Below are 19,457 nucleotides of genomic sequence, written 5' to 3'. Positions count from 1 at the left end.
ACGCAAACATGCCGTGGTGCGTCCAATATGACGATGTTCGATGCGATGTATGGGTCCCCGCCTTCGCGGGGACGACGGGGTTGATTTATCGGTTGGGGAAGCGCATCGTTTCCGGTCGGGTCAGCGGTCGAGAAAACGCACCATTTCCGTCCCCGCCAGCAGGAACGCGCCGACCCCGAACGGCGCCGTCGAATCCTGGTTCACCACCTGTCCGGGAATCGCGCGGTCGCCGATCGGCTGCACGTAGCCGAGTTTGCCGTCCGGCCCGAGCGCCGTGCGGCTGAGGAAGTCCCAGCCGCGCAGCGCCACCGGCGCGTAGTCGGCCCGGTCCAGATAGCCGTGGTTGATGCCCCACAGGTAGCCGTAGGTGAAGAAGGCGGTGCCGCTGCTCTCCGGACCGGGCGCGAACTGCGGGTCGAGCAGGCTGCGCGTCCAGTAGCCCTGCGGCTGCTGCGTGGCCTTGAGCGCCGCCGCCATGCGCCGGTAGCGCGCGACCAGCAGCGGACGCACCGGATGGTCCTGCGGCAGGTCGGCCAGCGTGCGCGCGAAGGCGGCGAACACCCAGCCGTCGCCGCGCGCCCAGAAGTCCTTGCCGCCGTTGCCGCTGGCGTGCTTCGGATAGACATAGCGCGCGTCGCGGTAGTACAGGCCGGCCTCGCGGTCGTACATCAGCTCGTCGGCATAGGTGAACCACTCCTGCAGCTTGTCCAGATAGCGGCGCTCGCCGGTGATGGCGTACAGGCGCGTCATCACCGGCATCGCCATGTAGATGCCGTCGGCCCACCACCAGTAATCGCGGTTGGAAGTCGCCATCTGGTATTCCATCACCTCGCGCGCACGCGCGATCTTGCGCGCATCCTTCACGGGGTCCAGGTTGTACAGGTCGGCGTAGGTCTGGAAGCACACCTGCCAGTCGCCGAACAGCACGTGGTCGCCGGTCTCGCCATAGGTGTACTTCCAGTCGGCCTTGACGTCGGAGGAGGCGCCGCGCCAGCGGTTGTGCTCGGCCCACGCGGTCGAGTAGGCGCGCCAGGATGCGTTCCCGGTCAGCGCATACGCGGCCATGTTGCCGGTGTGGTAGGCGGCGACGTCCCAGAACGGCCATTTTTCGGGCGGGTTGTGCGCTTGCCAGTAGCGGTTGGCGCGCTCCAGCGCTGCCAAGGCCTGGGCGCGGGTCGGACGCGGGGCGGCAGCGGGCATTCCTGCGGCCGGCGATCCGGCGGCCGGCGATCCGGCGGCCGGCGCCGAGGCCGCGCCTGCGGAGGCGCCGGGGCCGGCATCGGGGCTGGCGGCTTTGGGGGAGGTGCCGCAGGCGGCGGCCAGCGCGGCGATGCCGAGCATGGCCACGATCGGCGTCGTGTTCGGGCGGAGTCGTCTCGTCATAAGTAATGCGGTCCAGTCAGTCATGGATTGGAAGATCAAAAGCCCGGGCGCCAGCGCAGCACCCGCACCGGCGTCGGCGCGGCGTCCGCCAGGCCTTCGCCGTCGACCTGGCGCACCGCCTGCAGGAACAGATCGAGTACGCCGTCGCGGCGCCAAAGTTCGGTATCGAAGCTGGGTTCCCAGGCGCCCAGCGGCGCCGTGTCCAGGTCCTCGACGCGCCAGCGGCCGGCGGCGACGTCGTCGATGCGCACCGCCGACACGCCGTCGCCGCGGTCGCGGTCGCGGAACACCAGCAGCGCGCCGACCGGCGCACCGGCGCGGGATGCGTCGCCAGCGCCGCGCGCGCGCACCAGCAGCTGCGGGCGCGACACCGGAATCGCCTTGGTGCCGGCGCCGCTCAGCGAGAACGGCGTACGGCGGAAATCCAGGTCGAGCCGGCGCCAGGCGCCGCCGTCGGCGGTCTTGTACAGCACCCGGTATTGCGGCACCGCGCTGCCCGGCTCGCGCCAGTAGCTGGCGATGTAGGGCCGGCCCTGGGCATCGGCCGCCATCGACGTCTGGTTGATCAACTCGCTGCCCTGCGGGATGCGCGCGGCGTACTCCGCGCCGGCGGCCTTGATCGGCAGCGCGTACGGCTTGCCGCTGCTGTCTTCCCAGGTCAGGCCGCCGTCGCGCGAGCGCGCATAGGCCATGTCGTGGTTGCTGGCCACGTCGGGCGATTCGCGCCACACCCACGACACGTGGACGGTGCCGGCGCCGTCCACGCAGGCTTGCCAGTAGGCGTTGCGCCGCCCTTCGCCGTCGATCAGGTTGGCGTGCAGGCGGGTCCAGGACATCGTCGTCGGATCGTAGCGGTTCAGCACCAGGTTGCCGCGCCCGGAGCCGCCGTCGCGGTAGAAGAACAGCAGGCCGCCATCGGCCAGGCGGAAGAATTCCGGGTAAGACAGCGAGCCCTCGTCGCGCCCGGTCATCGGCGCCGTGCGCATCGCCAGGCTGCCCGGCGCCACGCTCCTGGCGTAGTGCAGCGCGTTGTTGTGGTGGTCCCAGGCCAGGTGCAGGTAGCCGGCGCCGTCGACCATGATGCTGATGGTGTTGTGGGCGTCGCGCACATTGCCCCGGTAGGGCGTACGCTGCACGTGCCACGGGCCGCCGGCCAGCTTGCGCTTGCCGAGCGTGACCACGCCGTCGCCGTCGTAGTACGCGATGTACTGGTCGACGCCGTCGCTGGCCAGCGCGTTCTTGCGGAACACCACGGCGTTGACCGAATTCGCTGCCCAGCCCGGGCCCACAATGGAGAGTTCGACCGCGCCGGCAACCGGATGCCGGTGGCTGTCCGCTTGCGGCCCGGCCGCGCCGGCGCAGCCGCCCAGCGCCGCCGCGCACGAGGCGGCCAAGCAGCCCGCCGCGGCGGCGCGTAACAGAGTGTGCTTCATCTAACCGCATTCCTTCGCCAACGATGGAGAACTGGCATCATACCGGCCGCCGCCCGCATGGCGGCGGCCGCGTCGCGTGGGCGGGTCACAGCTTGCCGCGGATGCCGATCTTGATGGTGCGGCCGTCGTACTTCGCATAGTCCATGCGCGTGCGCTTGCCGCTGCCGTACTGGCCGCTCGCATCCTCGAAGTAATCGTAGGACAGCGTGTTGGACAGGTTCAGCGCATCGAGGCGCAGTTCCAGGTTCGGCGTCAGCTGGTAGCTGATATTGCCGTCCAGGTAGCCGCGCGCGGCGCGCCAGCGGATCAGGTCGTCGCCGTTGTTCTTCGGGTTGTCGCCGTGCAGCGAGCGGCCCTTGTAGTTGTAGGACAGGCGCATCGCCAGCGGGCCGCGCTCGTAGTAGGTGGTCACGCTGTAGGCGTACTTCGGCACCGAGTTGACCTTGATCTCCTTGCCGGCGTTGGTGATCCAGCGCTGGCTGTTGAACGGGTCGATGTGGGTGTAGCTGGCCAGCGCGCCGAAGCCCTTGAACGGGTCCGGCAGGAAGGTGAAAGCCTGCTGGTAGGCCAGTTCGTAGCCCTTCAGCGTCTGCTTGCCGGCGTTGCTGTAGGTGCGCAACACGATCGGCAGGCTGGGGTCGACGCGGCCGTTGGCATCCTGGAAGATGGCGCCCAGCGAGCTGTCCGGCAGGCCCAGGGCGCCGAAGGTGGTGTTGGTGGTGCTCGACACCGTGGCGTCGCTCAGCTCCTTGCGGAAGTACGCGGCCGACAGCAGGCTGCCCGGCTTGAAGTACCATTCCAGGCTGGTATCCAGGTTCTTCGATTGCTGCGGCTTCAGGTTCGGGTTGCCGGCGGTGGCGCCGTTGTCGAACGGGTTCGGGATCACGGTCTGGGCCGCGATGATCGACAGCGAGGCGCGGCTGATGGTCTTGCCGTACGAGGCGCGCCACATCAAATCCTCGGTCAGGTCGAAGGCGGCGCTGGCGGCCGGCAGCAGGTTGCTGTACGCGCCCTGCTCCCGGTTCGGCAGGTAGGCGCCGCCGCTGCCGGTCTTCTTGTAGTTGTCGATATCCAGTTCGGTGTGCGAGTAGCGCACGCCGACGTTGAAGCGCAGCTCGCGCTCCAGCACGCGGCCCTTGAAGTCGGACTGGATGAAGCCGGTGCTGACCTTTTCCGTCGCTTCGAAGCTCTGCGCCGGGGTGAAGGCGGCATCGGTGTTGAAGGCGAGCGGATCGAAGGTCGAATAGGTGTAGCCGCGCGTGAAGGTGCCGAAGCGGCTCGGCCAGCCGGAGCCGATGTCCAGGTTCGAGATCGGCAGGGTCGCGGTCATGCCGCTCCTGATGCCGGCCGCGCCGAGCCCGTTCAGCTTGGCCGTCATGGCGGTGCTGGCGTTGCGCTTGTTGATGCCTTTCGTCGTCTCCACGTAGACCACGCCGCCCTTCAGGTGGCCGCTCCAGTCGCCGAACAGATCGTAGTCCCAGTCGGCCACCAGGCGGCCCTGCTTGCCCTTGTCGGTCTCGCGTGTCCAGCTGGTGGCGATGCCGAAGCCGGAAAAGTTGGCCGGGTTGGTGTAGTCGACCGGCGAGGACAGCGACGGGTACACGTGGTCGGAGCCGTAGTCGATGGTCGAGTCGACGCCGAAGATCTGGCCGGACAGCGTGTCCTGGTAGCTCAGCGCGCGGCTCTGGTTGGCGCTCAGCTGGCCGCTCAAGGCCAGCTTGCTGTTCACCTTCCACTGGCCGTTGGCCGCGACGTAGCCGAACTTGGTCTCGTCCTCGCCGTAGGTGGCACCGCTGCTGTACGAGGTATTGCCGAAGGTGCCGGTCAGGAGGTTGGTGGCCGGATCGATGTGGACGTTGATCGGCACCAGGCCGCTGTGGTTGCCCTGCCCGGCCGGCGCCGTGCGGTCGGTGGTCTTGCTGTTGCGGATCAGGATGCCGTAGTAGATCTCGTCGCGGCTGTTCTTCAGCTGCGAATACATGGTGTCCAGGCTCAGGTTGAAGCGCTCGTCCTTGTACTGCAGCGAGCCGACGAAGCCGTCGCGGGTGCGGTCGTTGGACGAACCGTAGAAGCGGTAGATGCGCGGCAAAAAGGCGCGGTCGATCTGGTCGCGCGTGTAGCCGGACAGGTTGGCGCGCGGGTCGGCGTAGTCCAGCGCCAGCGCGAAGTTGCCGAGGATCGGACTGCGGCTGCCGTTGTAGGAACTGTTGTAGCCGCCGGTGGCTTCGAAGCCCGAGCGGTTGTTGACGCTTTCCGAATGCGCCACGCCGGCCAGCACGCCCCAGTTGCCCCAGGTGTTCGAGTACAGCGCGAAGCCGGACGGATCGGCCTTCTTCGACATGGTGTTGTACGACTCCGAGAGCGCGTAGCGGATGGTGCGCTTCGGGTTGTCGAACGGACGCGGCGACTGCAGATCGACCACGCCGCCCAGGCCGCCCTCGGTCAGTTCGGCCAGCGGCGATTTATAGAAGTCGATGCGGCCGAACAGTTCGGAGGCGAACACGTCGTAGTTGAAGCCGCGCGCGGCGCTGCCGATGGTGCTGGTGGAAGTGGTGTTGACCGGCGCGCCGTTCAGGGTGGTGACGGAATATTCGGTCGGCAGGCCGCGGATCGAGATGCGCTGGCCCTCGCCCGAGCTGTCGTCGCGGTTCAGGATCACGCCCGGCACGCGCTGCAGCGATTCGGCCACGTTCGCCTCGGGGAACTTGCCGATGTCCTCGGCCACGATCGAGTCGCGCACGCCGATCGCCTGCTGCTTCAGGTTGAGCGCCTTTTGCAGGCTGGAGCGGAAGCCGGTGACCGTGACGGTCTGAGGCGACCCGGGCGCGCTTGCCGCCGCATCCGCCTGGACGCCGGCGGCCGACAGATCCTGGGCGCCGGCCGGCGCCGCCTGCTCTCCGGCAGTGCCGGCCTCCTGCGCCGCCGCATTGCTTCCATAGGCCGCGGCCAGCGCCAGCGGCAACAGGCTTGCCAGTATTTTCTTTTTCATCTTGTCTCCGTTGAACTGCCGGCGATCCGCCATGCCCGGGTGGTCGTTCCGTGTCGTGTTGTATTGACGAGCATATGGTTACGTTACCAGTAGCATTTGCCGACTTCAATCGACGATGTTCAAACGAGCAAAAACTTGATCGTTTGTTCACCGTCTGCGGCGCCGTAGCAACACTGGAAGAAATGGCGTGGTATCGTCACCACAAACCGGCGCCAAATGCCGCTACCATGACGATTTCCACGGACCCGACGCATGCGCAAAGCCAGCAAACTGAGTGAGGTCGCCAAGCTCGCCGGCGTCTCGCCGATCACGGCCTCGCGCGCCATCCGCGGCGAAGGCTACGTGTCCGACGGCGCACGCGAACGCATCATGGCGGCGGCGGCGCAGCTGAACTACACGCCGGACATGCTGGCGCGCCGCATGCGCGGCGACAAGAGCAAGCTGATCGGCGTGTTCGTCAACAACTACGGCCCGGTCGTCCTGCACGAGATCATCCGCCCGATCGGCGACGAGATCCGCCGCCGCGGCTACGACATGCTGGTGTATAACGCCGAGCGCTTCGACCGCCCCGGCCACGCCGCCACCTGCGACATGCTGGGTAAACTCTGCGACGGCATGCTGGTCCTGATGCCGACCGCGGACGATGGCTACCTCGACGTCATCGAGCAGCAAAAGGCGCGCTGCGTGCTGGTCAGCTTCGATGCGCGCCGCCTCGACCTGCCCTGCGTGGTGCCGGAAAACCGCATCGGCGCGCGCAGCGCGGTCGAGCACCTGCTAGCGCTGGGGCACCGCCGCATCGCCTTCATCGCCGGCAATCCGGGCAGCGGCCAGAGCGGCGAGCGCGAGCGCGGCTACCTCGACGCGCTGGCGGCGGCCGGCATCGAAGCCGACCCGGCGCTGGTCGAGAACGGCGCCTTCGTGCAGCCGGGCGGCTTTTCCGCGGCCCAGCGCCTGCTGGCCCTGCCCCACCCGCCGACCGGCATCTTCGCCGCCAACGACGAGATGGCCTTCGGCGCCATGGACGCCATCAGCAGCCGCGGACTCAAGGTGCCGGACGACGTCTCGGTGATCGGCTTCGACGACATCCCGACCTCCGGCTACGTGTTCCCGACCTTGACCACGATCCGCCAGCCGTTCGACACCATGGCCGTGCGCGCGGTCGGCGAACTGGTCGAACTGATCGACGGCCGCCAGGTGGACGCGGTCAAGATCGCCCTGCCGACGCGGCTGGTGGTGCGCAACTCGACCGGCCCCGCGCCCGCGGCCTGAGCGCCGCGCATGGCGCAGCTACCGATCGGGAGCCGGCCTGCAGCCGCGCGCAGCACGCGGGGCGATGCGCCGGACTGCGCGGCGGACGGTGCGGATAGCATGACGGACGGCGCGCAGCCGGCGCAGTTGCAGGCATCGTTGTCTGCGCCCGTGGTTGCGCCCTCGTCGGCGTCACTGCGTGCCGGCACCCTGCGCCACGGCGGCTGGGGCTTGCTGGCGCTGGCCGGCTGGCTGCTGGTGGGCGAACTCGGCATCGCCATGCGCGACCGCTGGGCGTTGTCGACGGCGCTGGTGGCGCTGAACCGCCTGGGCGCGTCCGACACCGGCGTCTCGCTGATCCTGTCCACGCTGCCGGCGGTGCTCAGCCTGTTCCTGGTCCCCTGGCTGGGTATGCGCTCGGACCGCCATCGCGGCCGCTGGGGCCGGCGCCGCCCGTTCCTGATGCTCACTGCCCCCATCGGCGCATTGGCGATGCTGGGCGTGGCGGCAGCGCCGGCGCTGGCCGGCGCCAGCCATGCCGCGCTGGGCAACTGGTCGCCCGGCCTGCGCCCGCTGCAGCTCGGCTGGTTCTGCGCGTTCTGGACCGTGTTCGACTGCGCCGCGGTCGCCACCATCGCCCTGTTCACCGGCCTGGTCAACGACGTCATGCCGCGCCGCTGCATCGGCCGCTTCTACGCGGCCTTCCGCGTGGTCGGACTGGGCGTGGCGATCGCCTTCAATTCGTGGCTGCTGGCGCTAACCGATACTCGCCAATTCGCCATCCTGGTGGCGATCGCGCTGATCTTCGGCCTGGCCACGCCGCTGATGTGCGCGATGGTGAGGGAAGCGCCGTCGCAGCCGGCCCCGGATGCCGATGCGGTCGCGGCGGCGCCCGCCCGCAGTGCCATCGCGCGGGCGGCAGCGAGCGTACGCTTCGGCCAGCGCCGCCACCTGTGGGCGGTGGCCGCGTTCATGCTGGCGGCGGTCACGTTCAGTCCCTTCAACACCTTTTCCATCAGCTACGCGCTGTCGCTCGGCATCCCGAAGGCGGAGCTGGGCGCGCTGACGGCGCTGGCCTACGCGGTGTCGATCGCCGCCGCCTTCGGCATCGGCTGGCTGACCGACCGCATCGGCGCGCTGCGCCTGTCGAGCGCGCTGATGGGCCTGTACTGCGCGACGGCGCTATGCGGCTGGCTGCTGGTCGACGACGCCGCCGCCTTCCGGCCGTTCTACCTGGCCCACGTGCTCCTGTCCGGCGCCTACTTCACGGCGGCGTCGTCGCTGCCGATGGAACTGTTCCCGCGCGCCGAGTTCGTACGCTACAACGCCGGCAAGGACGTGGTGGTGACGCTCGGCGGCATCCTGGTCAGCGCCTGCCAGGGGCCGCTGCTGGACTGGTCGGGGCACGCGTACCGGCTGACGCTGGTCAGCGGCGCGCTGTTTTCGCTGCTGTGCGTGGGGTGCATGGTGCGGTTGATGCGCGCGCCGGCCGTGGATGGGTGAACCGCGCGACGCTCAGGACGAGCGCGCCTTGGTCCTGGCCCGGGTCCATTCGCTGGCGGCGATGAGCAGCGCCAGCAGGATCAGCGGGACGAACAGCAACTGGGCCGCAATCCACACCCAGGCCGCCATGCCGACGCCGTACATCAGCCCGGCCCAGTCGACGCCGAGTACGGTGCATGACAAGTCGATTGCCCGCACGTGCGGCATGGAAGCAGCGCGTGCAATGTCCAGGATAAGCCGAGCGTTGCGCACATGAGGGCGAGGTCCAGTGCCGCGGTCCACAGGGCAAACCGTAGGGCGCCTTTGGGCCGGGAACGCTGCACATCCATTTTCGGTGAACCTGCCTTTCCAATTACACAACATGTTATGCTGGACCAAATCGACGAGATCGAAACCTGACAGGCGCCCTATTCACTGTTTTCGACGTGGTTCACCCTGTTAACTATATAAAAAATTGCTTTAGGCCAGAAGCCGGCATTCACAAATTCGAGCGTCTGACAGGTATAGGGCACTCCACAACAGCCATCCCGGTGGCTATAAGGGCACCTCGAAAAACCTGCTGCGCGTTGCATTTAAGCTTGCGATGCTTCGCACCGGCGGACCGGTCGTACGCCTGTACGACTGCGCTTCTCAGCCTAAACTGCTGCCACTCGCGACGGTTTTTCGAGGTGCCCATAACCGCGAATGTCAAGCAATGTTCAATCAAATTAGACCATGAAGTCCACCTATCTAGAAATCGAAGCGGTTTTGTGCGGTCTGCCAAGTTTCCTAGCGGGCTCCGTTGGTGCGCTGATCTTTTCTTACACCGGTTTCTCGATGCTTGAATATGCGCCTGCTGAAGGGTCTCGAGGAATCGTTTTAGCTATAGGAATTGTTCTAGCGTTATGGCAGTACTTTAGTCTGGCGGTACAGACGGTAAGCGGTGTTAAGTACCATTTAGGGCTTCTGTTCTGGACGGCAGCTTTCTTTGGCTCTTGGTGGGTGTGGTGCGCGTTTAATTTAGGGACGATATTCGGCAGCGTTATCGCTGTTCCAATCGTCACCGCTGCAGTTCATTTCATTTGGATCCAACTGCGGCAACAAGCTGGGAAGTGCGGCCCTACATAACACCTCGTCAGGCACTTGCCACTTAGCTTCTGGCATCGTCAGGGCAAGCCTGCCTGCGGAGATCCGCTTTAGGTCGGTTGCTGCCGGTCGTGACAGTCAGTGAACTCTCTGGCCGTGCAACTTGCTATGCTGTGTCGAACGGCCGAGATCGGCCAGAAGCGGACATTCAACGTAGCCATTTAGCTTACAAAGCGGCTTCAAACCTTCATTGAGGATTTAATATGGCAGAGTTGGATCTACGTTGGTTCGACAACCCGGAGGACGAAAGACAACTCAAGGAACTAGTCGATGCAATTGGTGTCCTTGACGCCAATATTTTGAGTTCGAATGACGTGCGCCAACTCCTCGACGTATTCGAGCGCTTCCCTAATGACGACGGATTCGAGTCGTTCTGGGGAATTGTCCATTTACTAGAGCGCGCGGGCGGCTACGAATCTCCATTGGTTGAGTCAGTGCGGCGCAGCCCTGGTGAATTTAACCTAACGATGATCAACCGTCTGCTCAACAGGGGCATTAAACACGTAGGGGATCAGTCGCTGCTGTCGCTATTGGAAGATTTGGCGCTATCAGAGCGAGGCAATCCAAACTCGGCGCGGTTAGCCATGCATTTCGTGAAATATCAGCGGAACAAGACCTGATCTGATTCGACAGAAAAACCAGCTATAAGCGCCTCCTACAACGTCCGCTTCGGGTCGATTCCCGTCCTTCGTGACTATGCGTGACTTTTCCAAGTTGGCAACCTGCTATGCTTGGCCAGAGAGAGTAGATCGGCCTAAAGCGGACACTTCAAATGACCTACCAGCCAGGGAGTTGCGTCCATGCGTCAGTCTCAACGATTCATGCGTCAACATGGAGATGATGACCACAGTTCTACCGCGCTCCGGCGTTTTCTATAAATGGCTCCGGGCGTGGTTAACCTGCTCTCTTTGGAGGTCCATCAAAAGGGCGGCTATCGGGCGGTTTTCGATCTAACGCCAGACTGTATCGACGCATTCATTGCCGCGCTCGACAAATCTCGCTGGATGACGGTGATCTAGCGTCCGCTTAGCGTCGGAGGCGATCGCAAATAGATAGGAAAACACGCAGGTGACGCCTACAACCGGTCAGTCCCGACACAAGGAAACGATGCCTTTGACTCTCAAAAAACTGCTCAGCTTTCTAATGTCAGCCGCGGCTGCCCTCGCCTTGCTCGCCGTGGCCGGTGCTGCAAGCGCTTCAACACCACAAGAGATGGATGCCGCTTTCAGGAAGTATGGCTTTGAATACCGCGAAGCGGAACGGCCATACGGCTTGCCGATAAAGGCCAAGCTGACCCGGGTAAAAATCGGTGACGAGACGCATGAACTTGACTTGGCAAACCCTCTCACCAGGCAGGGCGTGGATAGCGCGATCCACGACTATCTGTTGCGCCATGCGGCCAATGAACTGCACGTGATCGGCATGCTGGCAGGCGAAACGATGGGAAATATTGAAGTCGATCCGGACAAGGCATTTGTGCAGGAACTGCGCTCGGACCTTATCCAGCCACCCTTTGAATCATGGCGCGCCCAGCTTGCGTCTTTCGAAGACAAAGGCGTCACCTTCGAAGCGCACTGCGACTTTCACTATGTACGACTGGAGGGAAAGTACTATCAGCTGTACTTCAAGGACCAGGGTTCGTACAAAGCCAGCAATGAACCGAGTTGCGATGTCCGCAGCAGCGCCCACCGCCATACCGACTGAGAGTTCTCGCCTGCCAGATCGGCCGCACGCGAGGTTTCAAATCGTCAAAGCATGGTGTAATGCCGAAGTTTTTGCAACGTCAGCTGTAATGAAAAGAAAGGAAAGGAAATGAAATGAACACGATGCTCAAAAAAATCCTTGCTTCCACGTGCAGCGCGGCTGTTCTCATCAGCGCCGCCCTGCCGTTCGCCCAAGCGCAAACAGCGTCACCGACGATCCAGGACATGACTGGCGCGAACATGTGCCTGCAGTCGGCGAATTTTCCCAAGCCACACGGCGAATCGGATTTGAAAGGCAATGCCAAACTGCCGGCGTATTGCGACTGCTTCATGGCCAAATTCGGCGCGCGGGCGCAAAAGGCGGCGTTGGACATGCAGGCCAATCCGGGCAAGACGTCCAGGAAAACGTTGCAGGAATCGCATGCCGAAGAACTGGCGATGCGCAATAGCTGCCGCAAACAGTTCGGGCTGCCTCTGGTCGCCGATCACGGCAAGTAAAAATCCATGCGAGCAGCGCGGCTTTTGATTCCCGTCGTCTGCGCCACCGTGAGCGCCTGCTCCAGGCACGATGCGGCTGCCGAAGCGCACGTGCGGAACACGCGAGCGGTTGCACCGGCGCCGGCCAGGGGGACGTCGTATGAAATCGTGACGGTCCAGCGACCGGAATCCATCGACGACTATCACAAGCTCTACCGGGAATCCTATGACCTGTGCGCCGGCATCCGCAAGAGCAAATCCCTGCCGCCGCCTGCACCGCTCGTGCCGCCATCGCCGGGATATGTCATCCAGCGCGATACGTATGTCGGCGACGGCGCCGCCACCTATGTGAAGAACGAATACTTCACCTACAAGGTAGCGTCGGAAGGAGAAACACCGACCTGCGAATCGGGCGAACGCAAGGCCTGGGCGCTGGAGGTGACGCGCGACGGGAGCGTCTACCGCAGCGGCGCCGGCGAGGATGGCACCGCCTACACGAATCCCCCGGACGAAGCGCCGCCTCGGGAACAGGGCCGTGACGACGCCTACACCGAGCGCAAGGTGGTAAAGGGGTTCGCCGTCAAGTGCATGAAGCTCGGACCGGACACGGACAATCTGCTGACCGAACAATGTGCCGTGGACCTGCAGCCCGGCACCCTGTGCCAGGGGCGCAGGCCGATCGTGGTGGCGGGACGGGTCACGATCGTCGAGAAACTGCAGGGCGCGATCCTGACCGAACCCATGGTCGTCAAGGTCGGCCACCGGGTCGACAAGCGTCTTTTCGAAGCTGCACGCACGCCCTGACCGGGCGCCGCGAAAGACAAAAGGCAGCAGGCCCGCGACGGGCCTGCTGCATCGGCCAACAGGACGGTCACCACCGCAAGATCCTTGCAGCGGCGCCCGACCGATCAACCCTGGGTCGCCGGATTCGGCGCGATGTAGACGCGCACGTTCGGGGTCGTCACGCCTTCCGGTGCGATCACCGACAGGTCGACCACGTCCTTGTTCGGCCAGTTGTCGAAGGCAAAGGCGAACTGCTGGCCGTTGACGTTGAACTGCACGGTCTCGCCGTTGGTCACGTTCACGTGGCGGGTGCGCTCATGGACCACGACGGTGCGGTGCGCATGCTTGGCATGCTTGACGTGGGTGCCGTAGTCGGCGTGCTTGTGCTTGGCCGGGGCGACATTCGAGGCGCTGGCGGCGCCGGTGGCGAACAGGGCGCCGACGATCAGCGGGAGGATCAGGGTACGGGTCGAGCGCTTCATGGTGTTTCTCCTTCTCGGTTGGTATGGCTGTAGTCTAGAATCCCGGCGCTGACACGAGCATGACCCGATTATGACAATTGCATGACAGATCCCGGTCGGATTCGTCATCCGCAAGCGGGGCCGGGTACGGCACAATGGCGGCCAATCGCGGCAATGGAGAACAGATGCGAATACTGATTGTTGAAGACGACCCCAAGACCGGCGACTACCTGAACCGGGGCCTGCGCGAATCCGGTTTCAACGCCGACCTGGCGCGCACCGGCCCGGACGGCCTGTACCTGGCGCTGGAACACGACTACGACCTCGTGGTGCTGGACGTGATGCTGCCGAAGATGGATGGCTGGGCCGTGCTGGGCGAGCTGCGCCAACGGAAGGACACGCCGGTGCTGTTCCTGACCGCGCGCGACGAGATCGCCGACCGCGTGCGCGGCCTGGAACTGGGCGCCGACGATTACCTGGTCAAGCCGTTCGCCTTCGCCGAACTGCTGGCGCGCATCCGCACCCTGCTGCGCCGGGCGCCGACGCGCGAGCCGGACGTCATCCGGGTGAGCGACCTCGAGGTCGACCTGCTGCGCAGCCGCGTCTCGCGCGCCGGCACGCGGCTCGACCTGACGCCGCGGGAATTCGCCCTGCTCAAGCTGCTGGTGCGGCGCCAGGGCGAGGTGCTGTCGCGTTCCCTGATCGCCTCGCAGGTGTGGGACATGAACTTCGATTCGGACACCAACGTCGTCGACGTCGCCGTCAAGCGCCTGCGCGCCAAGGTCGACGACCCGCATCCGTCCAAGCTGATCCACACGGTGCGCGGCATGGGCTACCTGCTGGAAGAACGCGCGTGACGCGCACGCCGCTGTCGATTTCGCTGCGCCTGTGCCTGCTGTTCGCCGCCATCGCCGCCGGGGTATTCGGGGTAGTCGACGCCTACCTGTACCGCACCCTCGAGGTCCAGATGGCACAGCGCGACGATGCCGACCTGCTCAACAAGGGCGTGCTGGTGCGCCAGCTGCTGCGCACGCTGCCGGCCGGCGGGCGCATGCCGCAGGAACAGCTGGAAGCGGTGCTGGCGCCGATGATCGGCCAGGAAGGCGTGATGCTGCATGTGTCCCTGCCGGACGGCCAGGTGCTGGCGTCGACCGTGGAGGACGAGATGCGCCTGCCGGCGCACGCGCCGGTACCGCTGGCGCGCGCGCCCGCGTTGGACGACATCGTGGAAGTGGACGGCGGGCCGGCGCCGGCGCACGTGCTCGCCATGCTGGCCGACTACGGCGGACGCGGCGCGCGCACCCAGGTGCGGGTGCTGCTGCTGCGCGCGCGCTCGGACCGCCTGGCGATCCTGGAACACTACCGCGCCGACCTGCTCGCCACGGTCGGCGCCGGCACGCTGCTCGCCGCGGTGCTGGGTTTCTGGGCCGTGCGCAGCGGCATGCGCCCGCTGCGCGGCATGGCCGCCAAGGCCAACGACATCCACACCCACCACCTGGCGACGCGGCTCGACCCGGCCGCCATGCCGGCCGAGCTGCGCGAGATGGCGACCGCCTTCAACGACATGCTCGACCGCCTGGAAGAAGGCGTGCAGCGCCTGTCGGGCTTCGCCGCCGACCTGGCGCACGACCTGCGCACGCCGGTCAACGCCCTGATGATGCAGACCCAGGTGGCGCTGGGCCAGGAGCGCACGGTCGAGGACTACCAGCTGCTGCTCGAATCCAACCAGGAAGAGTACGAGCGGCTGGCGCGCATGATCGAGAACACGCTGTTCCTGGCGCGCGCCGAGAACGCCCAGCTGGCGCTGGCGCGCGAGCATCTCGACCTGGGCCGCGAACTGGCGCAGATCGGCGACTATTTCGAGCTGCTGGCCGAGGACCGCGGCGTGCAGATGACGCTCGGCCCGATGCCGGAACACCCCCTGTTCGCCGATCCGGTGCTGCTGCGCCGCGCCGTCAACAACCTGATGTCGAACGCGATCCGCTACACGCCGCCGGGCGGCCAGGTGCGGCTGGACGCGCGCACCGAAGGCCCCTGGATCACGATCGCGGTGGCGAATCGCGGCGACGGCGTGCCCTCCTTCGACCTGGAGCGCGTGTTCGACCGCTACTACCAGGCCGATCCCGCGCGCGCCAGCACCAGCTCGGTCGGCCTGGGCCTGCCGATCGTGCGCGTGATCATGCACCTGCATGGCGGCAGCGCCCATGCCGAGGTTCGCCCGGAGACCGGGACGGTGTTCAGCTTGCGCTTTCCGCGCCATGCGGGAGCGGCATAATGCATGCGTCGGCGCGCGGCCGCCTTCAATAAATACAGCACTTCCAGTAGAATCGCGTTTTTCCGGACCGAACCGCATCACGCCGCCATGACCGCCGCCCCGCCATGCCACTTCCGACCTGCCGCCGCGCGCGGCCGGCTGGTGCTGTGGCTGGCCGGGCTGGTATTCCTGTTCCAGCTGCTCGCCGGCACCCAGCACCATCACGAGCCGGGTGCCAAGACACAGCATTGCGTGTCCTGCACGCTGCACGCCCAGCCGCACGCGGCGCCGCCGGATGCGGTGCTGGCGGTGTTGCCGTCGGCGTTCACACTGCTGCACGTGCTGGGCGCCGCGCGCGCCGCCCACGCGGCGCCTGCCGCGCCCGATCACCTGCGTCCGCCATCGCAGGCCCCGCCCCGCCTCCCGCACCGGTACTGACACGTCGCGCGCCCTCCGGGGCGCACAGCGGCCGCACACGCACATGCAGCGGGAGCGAAGCAGTGCGAGCGCGCTTCGCATCCGGGCATCGCACCCGCTCGTGCAATGCACGCGGCCGTTCGCATTTACCTGCCGGCGCACGCCCTGGCAGCCGTCCGCGCATCCATGCGCCGGCGGCGCCATGGCGCGCCTTGCCGGCCATTGCAGGAACGAACATGAAGCACACCTCTCTACGGTGCCTGGCGCTGGCCGCCGGCACCCTGCCCTTCGCCTGGCCCCTGGTCGCCAATGCCGCCGACGACGCCGTTGCAGCCGCCGCTGTAGCCGACATTGCCGGCCCGGCCGCCGACAGCGTCGTCGTCACCGGCCAGCGCAGCGCCTACCGCACGCTGGCCGTGGCCGGCGCCACCAAGACCGACGCGCTGCCGCTCGACCTGCCGCAGAGCACCCGCACCCTCGGCGCCGACCTGCTGCGCGACGCCGGCGTCACCAGCCTGTCCGACGCGCTCGACCTGGCCAGCGGCATCGCCCGCCAGAGCGACCTCGGCGGCCTGTGGGACAGCTACGCCATGCGCGGCTTTACCGGCGACCCGAACTTCGGCGCCGACTACCTGGTCAACGGCTTCAGCGCCAGCCGCGGCTACAACGGCCGGCGCGACGTCGCCGGCACCCAGGCCATCGAAGTCCTCAAGGGACCGGCGGCGGCGCTGTACGGGCGCGGCGAACCGGGCGGCACCGTCAACATCCTCACCAAGAAGCCGCGCTTCGCGCCGCAGTACGGCCTCGACCTGTCCTACGGCAGCCACGACACGCGCCGCGTCGCCGCCGACCTCACCGGGCCGGTCAGCGAAACACTGGCCTGGCGCGTCAACCTGGCGCACCAGGACGGCGACAGTTTCCGCGACACCGTCCACACCGAGCGTTCCTACCTGGCGCCGTCGCTGCTGTGGCTGGCGGGGCCCGACACCACGGTGTCCTACGAGATCGAGGCCACGCGCCAGCGCACGCCATTCGACCGCGGCGTCCCGGCGATCAAGGGCCGCCTGGGTGCGCTGCCGGTCACGCGCTTCCTGGGCGAGCCGGGCGACGGCCCGATGACGGTGCAATCGGTCGGCCAGCAGCTGTTCGTCCAGCACGTACTGGCCGAGGGCTGGTCGCTGCAGGGCGGCGCGTCCTACCGCGACAGTTCGCTGGAAGGCTATTCCACCGAAGCCAACGACCTGCTGGCCGACGGCCGCACGCTGCGGCGCCAGCGCCGCCACCGCGACTTTTCCGCCACCGACCGCTCGGCGCGCCTGGAACTGGTCGGCAGCGCCACGGCGTGGGGCGTACGCCACGCGCTGCTGTTCGGCGTGGACGGCTACCGCTTCGACGACACCCGCGTGCAGCTGCGCCGCAATCCCTCCGCCGCCAACCCGTACGCGATCGACATCTTCGCGCCGGTGTACGGCACCGTGGCGGCGCCGCTGGCGCTGTCCATCGACACCGTCGAGCACCAGCACGCGCGCGCCGTGTACGCGCAGGACCAGCTCGACCTGGGCCGCGGCTGGAAGGCGCTGCTGGGCGCGCGCCTGGACCGCTACGACCAGGCCGTGGTCAACCACCGTACCGGCGCCACCAATCGCCAGTCGCTGGACGCCACCAGCCCGCGCGCCGGCCTGGTGTGGCAGCCCACCGCGAGCACCGCGCTGTACGCCAGCAGCGCGCGCGGCTTCCGCCCCAACAGCGGCATCGGCATCGACAACAATGCCTTCCCGGCCGAGCGCAGCCGCACCCACGAGGTCGGCGCCAAGCTGGACGTGCCGGACGGCCTGTCGGCCACGCTGGCGCTGTACCGCATCGAGAAGGACAACGTGCTGACGACCAATCCGCTGAATACCGACTACGCACTGCCGGCCGGCGCAGTCGCCAGCCGTGGTGTGGAGCTGGACGTGGCCGGCGAACTGCGGCGCGGCCTGCGCCTGTCCGGCGCATACGCCTATACCGATGCCAGGGTCACGCGCGGCGACAACACCATCCGCAGCGGCAGCCGCTTCCCCAACGTGCCGAGGAACAGCGCCAACCTGCTGCTGGTGGCCGGCGACGCGCGCGCCTCGCTCGGCGCCGGCGTGAGCTACGTCGGCGAGCGCTTCGGCGACGTGGCCGCCTCCAGCGACTTCCGCCTGCCGGGCTACACCACCGCGCGCCTGCTGGCGGCGTGGACGCCGGCGCCGCGCTGGCGCCTGGCGCTCAACGTCGACAACCTGTTCGACCGCCGCTACTACGCCAGCTCGTACAGCCAGCTGTGGGTGGCGCCGGGCAGCACGCGCACGGCCAACGCGACGCTGTCGTACCGTTACTGAAGGAACCATCATGGAACGACTGGACAAGCTCGCCGTGCATGCGGGCGTCGCCGGCAAGCGCATCGCCTCGATCGACGTCGCGCGCGGCCTGGTGATGCTCCTGATGACGCTCGACCACGTGCGCGAGACCTTCTTCCTGCAGCACCAGGTGAGCGATCCGATGGACCTCGCCGCCACCGGCCCGGCGCTGTTCTTCTCGCGCCTGGCCGCGCACTTCTGCGCGCCGATGTTCGTGTTCCTGACCGGGCTGTCGGCCTGGCTGTACGCGCACCCGGCCGCCGGGCCGCGCGACGCCACCGGCTTCCTGGTCAAGCGCGGCCTGCTGCTGATTGCGCTGGAGATCGTGGCGGTCAACTTCGCCTGGACCGGCACCTTGCTGCCGTCCGTGGTCTACCTGCAGGTGATCTGGGCGATCGGCCTGGCGATGCTGGCGCTGGCCCTGCTGCACCGGCTGCCGCTGCCGCTGCTGGCGCTGCTGGGCGCCGTCATCGTCGGCGGCCACAACGCGCTGTCCGGACTGTCGTTCGCGCCCGGCAGCCCGGCGCAACTCGCCTGGACCGTGCTGGAGCAGCGCGGCTTCCTGCTGGACGGCGCGCTGCGCATCAAGGTCAGCTACCCGGTGCTGGCCTGGATCGGCGTGATCCTGCTCGGCTACGCCGCCGGCCCGCTGTATGCGGCGTCCACCGCGCCGGCGCTGCGGCGGCGCCGGCTGCTCGCCATCGGCGCCGCCTGCCTGGCGCTGCTGCTGGTGCTGCGCGGCTTCAACCTGTACGGCGAAGCCGCGCCGTGGACCGCGCAGGCCGATGCGCTGCATACGGCGATGGGCTTCCTGAACTTCACCAAGTACCCGCCCTCCCTCGACTTCCTGCTGCTGACGCTGGGCTGCGGCCTGCCGCTGCTGGCCTGGCTGGAACGGATCGACGCCGCGCCGGCGCGCGTGCTGGCCGCGTTCGGCGGCGCGCCGCTGTTCTACTACCTGCTGCACCTGTACGCGCTCTTGGCACTGCAAAAGCTGGCGGCCGGCGCCGCCGGCGTGGCGCGCGCCGACGTCGCCCACATCTGGCAGGTGTGGACGATCGCGGCCCTGCTGCCGCTGGCGCTGTACTGGCCGACGCGCTGGTTCGGGCACTACAAGCGCAGCAGCGGCAAGGGGTGGGTGAAATATTTCTGAGGCGTCGTTCGTACGTATGCGCGGTGCTGTCCAGCATACTATCGCCGCGCTCAAGACCGTCGTTCCCAGCACTGCCGGAAACGACTTCCAGGCACTGCCTGAAACGACTCCCCGCGCAGGCGCACTGCTGTCGAAGATAATATTGCT

General features: G+C 66.9%; 17 protein-coding genes. 12 read left to right on the top strand and 5 right to left on the bottom strand.

The genetic code is table 11. The features are described from left to right. Positions 1 to 120 precede the first annotated feature (120 nt). From HH212_RS19260 to HH212_RS19250, 3 genes are all read right to left on the bottom strand, one after another. Positions 121 to 1,383 carry a glycoside hydrolase family 88/105 protein gene (locus tag HH212_RS19260; RefSeq protein WP_229217360.1) on the bottom strand — a complete coding sequence of 421 codons (1,263 nt, stop codon included), beginning with the start codon at positions 1,381 to 1,383 and terminating at the stop codon, positions 121 to 123. A gap of 35 nt (positions 1,384 to 1,418) precedes the next feature. Continuing rightward, complete coding sequence (locus tag HH212_RS19255; RefSeq protein ID WP_170203981.1) at positions 1,419 to 2,816, bottom strand: BNR repeat-containing protein; 1,398 nt, start codon at positions 2,814 to 2,816, stop codon at positions 1,419 to 1,421. Positions 2,817 to 2,901: 85 nt separating this feature from the next. Beyond that, positions 2,902 to 5,805: a TonB-dependent receptor gene (locus tag HH212_RS19250; RefSeq protein ID WP_170203980.1), complete on the bottom strand. Its 2,904-nt coding sequence runs from the start codon at positions 5,803 to 5,805 to the stop codon at positions 2,902 to 2,904. Between the two features lie 252 nt (positions 5,806 to 6,057). On the opposite strand from HH212_RS19250, the gene HH212_RS19245 reads away from it, so the two are divergent. Beyond that, positions 6,058 to 7,074, top strand: a complete 1,017-nt coding sequence (locus tag HH212_RS19245; RefSeq protein WP_170203979.1) for a LacI family DNA-binding transcriptional regulator — start codon at positions 6,058 to 6,060, stop codon at positions 7,072 to 7,074. 99 nt (positions 7,075 to 7,173) lie between these two features. Continuing rightward, positions 7,174 to 8,556 (top strand): MFS transporter, encoded by a 1,383-nt coding sequence (locus HH212_RS19240; RefSeq protein WP_170203978.1) that lies wholly within the window; start codon positions 7,174 to 7,176, stop codon positions 8,554 to 8,556. 12 nt (positions 8,557 to 8,568) lie between these two features. On the opposite strand, the gene HH212_RS19235 is transcribed toward HH212_RS19240, so the two are convergent. Continuing rightward, positions 8,569 to 8,739, bottom strand: a complete 171-nt coding sequence (locus HH212_RS19235) for a hypothetical protein (RefSeq protein ID WP_170203977.1) — start codon at positions 8,737 to 8,739, stop codon at positions 8,569 to 8,571. Between the two features lie 531 nt (positions 8,740 to 9,270). Between HH212_RS19235 and HH212_RS19230 the strand changes: the two genes are divergently transcribed. From HH212_RS19230 to HH212_RS19210, 5 genes are all read left to right on the top strand, one after another. Further along, the gene (locus HH212_RS19230) at positions 9,271 to 9,663 is read left to right on the top strand and encodes a hypothetical protein (RefSeq protein WP_170203976.1); all 393 of its coding nucleotides are present in this window, start codon (positions 9,271 to 9,273) and stop codon (positions 9,661 to 9,663) included. Between the two features lie 221 nt (positions 9,664 to 9,884). Continuing rightward, positions 9,885 to 10,301 (top strand): hypothetical protein, encoded by a 417-nt coding sequence (locus tag HH212_RS19225; protein WP_170203975.1) that lies wholly within the window; start codon positions 9,885 to 9,887, stop codon positions 10,299 to 10,301. A 487-nt stretch (positions 10,302 to 10,788) separates the two neighbouring features. After that, positions 10,789 to 11,385 (top strand): hypothetical protein, encoded by a 597-nt coding sequence (locus HH212_RS19220; protein WP_170203974.1) that lies wholly within the window; start codon positions 10,789 to 10,791, stop codon positions 11,383 to 11,385. A 113-nt stretch (positions 11,386 to 11,498) separates the two neighbouring features. Beyond that, positions 11,499 to 11,882, top strand: a complete 384-nt coding sequence (locus HH212_RS19215) for a hypothetical protein (RefSeq protein WP_170203973.1) — start codon at positions 11,499 to 11,501, stop codon at positions 11,880 to 11,882. Positions 11,883 to 12,029: 147 nt separating this feature from the next. Further along, entirely contained in the window at positions 12,030 to 12,665 is a 636-nt protein-coding gene (locus HH212_RS19210) for a hypothetical protein (protein ID WP_170203972.1), read from the top strand. 104 nt (positions 12,666 to 12,769) lie between these two features. Here the strand turns inward: HH212_RS19210 and HH212_RS19205 are convergent, their stop codons facing one another. Further along, on the bottom strand, positions 12,770 to 13,126 hold the full coding sequence (locus HH212_RS19205; protein WP_170203971.1) for a CzcE family metal-binding protein: 357 nt from the start codon (positions 13,124 to 13,126) through the stop codon (positions 12,770 to 12,772). Positions 13,127 to 13,290: 164 nt separating this feature from the next. Between HH212_RS19205 and HH212_RS19200 the strand changes: the two genes are divergently transcribed. From HH212_RS19200 to HH212_RS19180, 5 genes are all read left to right on the top strand, one after another. Next, positions 13,291 to 13,962 (top strand): heavy metal response regulator transcription factor, encoded by a 672-nt coding sequence (locus HH212_RS19200; RefSeq protein WP_170203970.1) that lies wholly within the window; start codon positions 13,291 to 13,293, stop codon positions 13,960 to 13,962. Then, positions 13,959 to 15,380, top strand: coding sequence for a heavy metal sensor histidine kinase (locus HH212_RS19195; RefSeq protein ID WP_229217359.1), 1,422 nt, complete (start codon positions 13,959 to 13,961; stop codon positions 15,378 to 15,380). Before HH212_RS19200 ends, HH212_RS19195 begins: the two co-directional genes overlap by 4 nt. 87 nt (positions 15,381 to 15,467) lie before the next feature. After that, complete coding sequence (locus HH212_RS19190; protein ID WP_170203969.1) at positions 15,468 to 15,797, top strand: hypothetical protein; 330 nt, start codon at positions 15,468 to 15,470, stop codon at positions 15,795 to 15,797. A 215-nt stretch (positions 15,798 to 16,012) separates the two neighbouring features. Continuing rightward, positions 16,013 to 18,139, top strand: coding sequence for a TonB-dependent siderophore receptor (locus HH212_RS19185; RefSeq protein ID WP_170203968.1), 2,127 nt, complete (start codon positions 16,013 to 16,015; stop codon positions 18,137 to 18,139). 10 nt (positions 18,140 to 18,149) lie between these two features. Beyond that, positions 18,150 to 19,310, top strand: coding sequence for an acetyltransferase domain-containing protein (locus HH212_RS19180; protein WP_170203967.1), 1,161 nt, complete (start codon positions 18,150 to 18,152; stop codon positions 19,308 to 19,310). Positions 19,311 to 19,457 lie beyond the last annotated feature (147 nt).

This window comes from Massilia forsythiae, from assembly GCF_012849555.1.
In the GTDB taxonomy this organism is placed as follows: Bacteria; Pseudomonadota; Gammaproteobacteria; order Burkholderiales; family Burkholderiaceae_D; genus Telluria; species Telluria forsythiae.
This window is presented reverse-complemented; position numbering and strand designations above follow the sequence as displayed.

Coding starts and splice junctions, on each gene's coding strand:
- HH212_RS19180 (WP_170203967.1), top strand. CDS start 18,150: ATGGAACGACTGGACAAGCTCGCCGTGCATGCGGGCGTCGCCGGCAAG.
- HH212_RS19190 (WP_170203969.1), top strand. CDS start 15,468: ATGACCGCCGCCCCGCCATGCCACTTCCGACCTGCCGCCGCGCGCGGC.
- HH212_RS19220 (WP_170203974.1), top strand. CDS start 10,789: ATGCCTTTGACTCTCAAAAAACTGCTCAGCTTTCTAATGTCAGCCGCG.
- HH212_RS19255 (WP_170203981.1), bottom strand. CDS start 2,816: ATGAAGCACACTCTGTTACGCGCCGCCGCGGCGGGCTGCTTGGCCGCC.
- HH212_RS19240 (WP_170203978.1), top strand. CDS start 7,174: ATGACGGACGGCGCGCAGCCGGCGCAGTTGCAGGCATCGTTGTCTGCG.
- HH212_RS19200 (WP_170203970.1), top strand. CDS start 13,291: ATGCGAATACTGATTGTTGAAGACGACCCCAAGACCGGCGACTACCTG.
- HH212_RS19215 (WP_170203973.1), top strand. CDS start 11,499: ATGAACACGATGCTCAAAAAAATCCTTGCTTCCACGTGCAGCGCGGCT.
- HH212_RS19230 (WP_170203976.1), top strand. CDS start 9,271: ATGAAGTCCACCTATCTAGAAATCGAAGCGGTTTTGTGCGGTCTGCCA.
- HH212_RS19185 (WP_170203968.1), top strand. CDS start 16,013: ATGAAGCACACCTCTCTACGGTGCCTGGCGCTGGCCGCCGGCACCCTG.
- HH212_RS19245 (WP_170203979.1), top strand. CDS start 6,058: ATGCGCAAAGCCAGCAAACTGAGTGAGGTCGCCAAGCTCGCCGGCGTC.
- HH212_RS19260 (WP_229217360.1), bottom strand. CDS start 1,383: ATGACGAGACGACTCCGCCCGAACACGACGCCGATCGTGGCCATGCTC.
- HH212_RS19225 (WP_170203975.1), top strand. CDS start 9,885: ATGGCAGAGTTGGATCTACGTTGGTTCGACAACCCGGAGGACGAAAGA.
- HH212_RS19205 (WP_170203971.1), bottom strand. CDS start 13,126: ATGAAGCGCTCGACCCGTACCCTGATCCTCCCGCTGATCGTCGGCGCC.
- HH212_RS19250 (WP_170203980.1), bottom strand. CDS start 5,805: ATGAAAAAGAAAATACTGGCAAGCCTGTTGCCGCTGGCGCTGGCCGCG.